Here is a 3,778-nt window from a genome sequence, read left to right on the forward strand (position 1 = left end):
AACGCTTCTGCCGCGAGGCCATTATCTCCTGCTCAAGACCGCGATCGCCGTGGGCGTGTTTGCGGTTTATTCGAGCGCGATCTGGTCCAGCAGGCAGAACTTCTGCATCCAGATGTCGCCCTTGATCGCTGAATTGCAGCAGGAGAAAAACCAGCGCGAAGCATCCGCGGCAGCCAGTGCGCCGGCGACGGCATCGAGCGAAACCCATCGACCCAAGCCTGCTGAGGCGATCACCGCAGCCGAGCTCAACAAGCGGGTCGCCGCGGCGCAGGCGGCCCCGTCACCGGCCACCGGTACGAGCTCGACGGAAGCCGTTCTGGCGATGATGCTGGAAGCCTGGAACGTCAAGCCGCGCGACTATGTCGCGTCGGCGCTCGAATCCAGCCGTATATCGGCACGCAGCGCGATGATCGGGCTGAGCACATATTTTTATCTGACCCATGGCGTGCGAACGGTCGATATCGTCTGGAAGGCGCGCGACAAGTTCACGCCCCAATGGGGCGTGTATGAAGTCGGCGTGCTGTCGCCTTTGCTGCGGATCTTCTTCCCGGAGAGAGATCAGGTCGCAGTCATGGAGGCCGAACTGCGGGCAGCGGTGATCTATGGCTTTTTTCCGAGCGTCTGGGTCGCGGCCTTCGTTGATTTCGGTCTTGTCGGCGCCATCTTCTACGTCGCGATCTGGGGAGGGGTAGCCGGCTGGAGCGCGGCCGGAAGCCGGCACTCCGGTCTGATGACGCCGCTGCTGCTGCTCGTGTTCACGCTCGCGACCGTCCTGCTCAGTCCGGTTCAGGGGCCTCTCGGCATGGCCAATTCGGCCCTGGTGCTGGTGTCGATGGTGGCGACCGGGCTGGTGCTGGATCTTGCCAGAGTGCGCGCGAGGGCGCGGCGGGAAGCGGGCGAACTCGGACTCAACGGGACGGCGACCTGAGATCAGCGCGCGGAAATGTTGCGCAGCCACGCAACGGTTGCCGCGACGCCTTGCTCCATGTTGCAGGGAAGGGGGCCGCAGACCGCGGCGGTCGGCGCCAGATCGAACTGATACTGCGTCAGCACGTTGTTGAGGCGGAACGAATTGAACGGAAACCGCTTCAATCCGATCGCGTTAACGGCGTCGCCGCAAAGCGCCAGCGTGCGGGCGACGCCGGTCGGCAGATGTGGAATCGGGCGCGACCCGAAAGCGCGCTGGAATGCGTCGCTCCACGCGATCAGATCGATCGGCGTGTAGTCGGCGAGATAGAACGTCCGGCGATGGATCTGCTCTGCCGGCACGCTCAGGAGACGCCAATACTGGAAGGCGATGTTCTCGATATAGCTGTAGGACTTCCAGAGCGGGTCGTGTCCGACGTGGAAATAATGGCCCCGCTCGATCATGTGCAGGAAGCGCTGGTAGTGCGCGCTCATGCCCGGGCCCCAGACGGTCGTAGGCCGTGCCAGGCACCATTCGCGCCCGGCGCCATCGGCGCTGCGAACGATCTCCTCGGTGCGCACCTTGCTTTTTCCGTATAGCGTGTCAGCCTTGTAGTCGGTGTCGTTGGTGGGCACATAGCCGACGCGGCAGACGAGCTGCGACGAGGTCCAGATCGCGCGCCGCACGGACGGCGTCTGCCGGACGGCCTCGACCAGATTATCGACGCCCTCGATATTTGCGGTGTAGCCGGATAAATCGATCTTCTCGTCGAGATCGATGCGTGCGGCCAGATGAACTACCGCATCCGGTGCGGTGGCTGTCACGGCCTTCGTCAGGCCATCGGCATTGAGAATGTCGCACACGACATCGGTGGTCTCGGCCGGAACCTTGTCGAGCCCCACGACCTCGCAATGTTCGGCGCGCAGCCGCCGCACCAATGCCTGGCCGATGAAGCCGGAGCTTCCGGTCACGAGAACTTTCATGCTGATGTCGCTGTTTTTGCCGACGGGGCGGTCGCTTGACCGGCTTGCCGGGCTGATCTACCAAACCGACCTGTCGATTGCAAACTGCGGGAAATCCATTGTGCGTAGAAGCATTTTGCCATCGGTATCGTTTACCTCGGCTTTAGCCCAACCGGCGTTCGCTTCATGAGGGCAATCATCTCTGGCGCGTTCCAGGCCATCAATCGCGTCCTGGAGCCTATCGGCCTGCGCCTCATGCGCACCAACGCGCCGGTCAGGAATTTCGGCCTGTTCTTCAAGCATCTGAAGTCGCTTGGCTTCGAGGTGAAGACGGTGGTCGATGTCGGAATCGCCTTCGGTACGTCGCCGATCTACGACGCGTTTCCACGCGCCAAGTATTTTCTTGTCGAACCGGTAGCAGAATGCCGACCGATCTTGGAGCAGCTCAAGCAGCGGCTCGACGCCGAATATTTCCTCGTCGCGGCCGGTGCCGAGAACGGCGAGATCACCTTCAACGTCCACGAGGACATCTCGGGTTCCAGCATTTTTGCGCAGGTCGAGGGCAAGGCGCTCGATGGCGAAGCGCGCAAGACGCCAATGCGGCGGCTCGACTCGCTGCTACCGGATACGCTGGAACATCCGGTGTTTCTGAAGGTCGATACGCAAGGCGCCGAGATCGAGGTGTTGAAGGGGCTGGGCACGCGGATCAGCGAGATCGATCTCATGATTCTCGAGACCACCATGATGCCGGTGAGGCACGGCATTCCGCAGTTCGCCGAGATCGTGCGCTTCTGCGACGAGGCGGGGTTCGCGGTCTACGACGTGCTTGAGGGCCACATGCGATCGCTTGACGGCGCACTGGCCCAGATCGATCTTGCCTTCATCCGCAAGGACAGCCCGCTCAGAAGCCAGTCGGCCTTTTTCAATTCCGAACAGCTCGCCGAGTATCTCAAGCGGCCGAGCAAGCTGCACGGCGCGAAGAACTGATCTGTCGCTTCCCGGAGCGGGCCTTCAGATCTCCGCGAGCAGGATGAACAGGCAGCGGCGCTCGCCCTTGTTGACCATGCCCCCGCGATGCATGCCGTTGCCGTCGAACAGCACGCAATTACCGTAGTTAGAGGTCGCGGCGAAGTGGCCTTCGCGCAGGCGCGCCACCTCGGGCGAGTCGTCCGGCAGGTCGCCGCCGAAATCCGCCTTCTTGCGCAGGAAGGCCGGCAGCGCCATGAACTTCCTGCGCGCGTCGGGCCGGCGGCCGGAGAAGCCCGAGAAATCGTTGGTGCGGCGGATCATGCCCTCGATCCAGCCGATTTTCGCATTTTGGCTGCCGCGAATGTAGCAGAACGGACCGCCGTCCGGCCCGATGTCATGGATATAGATCGCGCATTTCAGCATGCCGTAGGTGGCGTCGATGTGCAGATAGCTGCTCCAGGGATCGGCGAGCTGGGTATCCGGGAAAACCCGCTTCCAGAACGCGAGGTCCTGGTCGTTGATCTGCGCATTGACGTGCTTCACGCCGGCCGGGCGGCCGAGATAGGCGCTCGCCGCTTCCACGATGCCGTAGCGCTTGAAGATGGACTCGACGGTAGCGAACGCCTGCGGATCGGCTGAGCGCGTGCACCAGTAGACGTTGTCGTCGAACTTGCGCTTCTCGGGCGGAATGTTGGCGCGGCGCTCGTCGAGCTTGGCAAAGCCCGGATTGGTCACGCCGCGGATCTGCTCGATTTCGTCGGGCGTGAGATTGAGGCAAACGATGCCGTCGGACTTGATCTTGTTGAGCAGCGCCGGGTTCGCCGGTTGCGCAGGACGGCGCGCACCGGTCAGCCAGCCGATCGCGCGGCTCGCACGGATGCTCGCGAACATCGAGATGTAGCGTAGCGCCGTCCTTGCATTGAGGCCGCTGAAGCCGGCC

5 protein-coding genes are annotated in these 3,778 nt (G+C 62.9%); 3 read left to right on the plus strand and 2 right to left on the minus strand.

Annotated features, from left to right (window positions below; genetic code table 11):
• Nucleotides 1-49 precede the first annotated feature (49 nt).
• The gene (locus tag C2U70_RS32060; RefSeq protein ID WP_140982639.1) at nucleotides 50-928 is read left to right on the plus strand and encodes a hypothetical protein; all 879 of its coding nucleotides are present in this window, start codon (nucleotides 50-52) and stop codon (nucleotides 926-928) included.
• Between the two features lie 2 nt (nucleotides 929-930).
• Here the strand turns inward: C2U70_RS32060 and C2U70_RS32065 are convergent, their stop codons facing one another.
• Nucleotides 931-1,890, minus strand: a complete 960-nt coding sequence (locus tag C2U70_RS32065; RefSeq protein ID WP_140982641.1) for an NAD-dependent epimerase/dehydratase family protein — start codon at nucleotides 1,888-1,890, stop codon at nucleotides 931-933.
• On the opposite strand from C2U70_RS32065, the gene C2U70_RS33310 reads away from it, so the two are divergent.
• On the plus strand, nucleotides 1,889-2,059 hold the full coding sequence (locus C2U70_RS33310; RefSeq protein WP_186294594.1) for a hypothetical protein: 171 nt from the start codon (nucleotides 1,889-1,891) through the stop codon (nucleotides 2,057-2,059). The genes C2U70_RS32065 and C2U70_RS33310 overlap by 2 nt on opposite strands.
• Nucleotides 2,056-2,856: an FkbM family methyltransferase gene (locus C2U70_RS32070; protein ID WP_140982643.1), complete on the plus strand. Its 801-nt coding sequence runs from the start codon at nucleotides 2,056-2,058 to the stop codon at nucleotides 2,854-2,856. Before C2U70_RS33310 ends, C2U70_RS32070 begins: the two co-directional genes overlap by 4 nt.
• Before the next feature lie 24 nt (nucleotides 2,857-2,880).
• Here C2U70_RS32070 and C2U70_RS32075 read toward each other — a convergent pair.
• Nucleotides 2,881-3,778, minus strand: an 898-nt coding sequence (locus C2U70_RS32075; RefSeq protein ID WP_140982645.1) for a phytanoyl-CoA dioxygenase family protein, incomplete at its 5' end; no start/stop codon positions are given.

This window comes from Bradyrhizobium guangdongense (assembly GCF_006483445.1).
Taxonomy (GTDB): domain Bacteria; phylum Pseudomonadota; class Alphaproteobacteria; order Rhizobiales; family Xanthobacteraceae; genus Bradyrhizobium; species Bradyrhizobium guangdongense_A.

Bases quoted from the DNA above. Each gene is read 5' to 3' on its own strand.
- C2U70_RS33310 (WP_186294594.1), top strand. From the start codon at position 1,889: ATGCTGATGTCGCTGTTTTTGCCGACGGGGCGGTCGCTTGACCGGCTT.
- C2U70_RS32065 (WP_140982641.1), bottom strand. From the start codon at position 1,890: ATGAAAGTTCTCGTGACCGGAAGCTCCGGCTTCATCGGCCAGGCATTG.
- C2U70_RS32070 (WP_140982643.1), top strand. From the start codon at position 2,056: ATGAGGGCAATCATCTCTGGCGCGTTCCAGGCCATCAATCGCGTCCTG.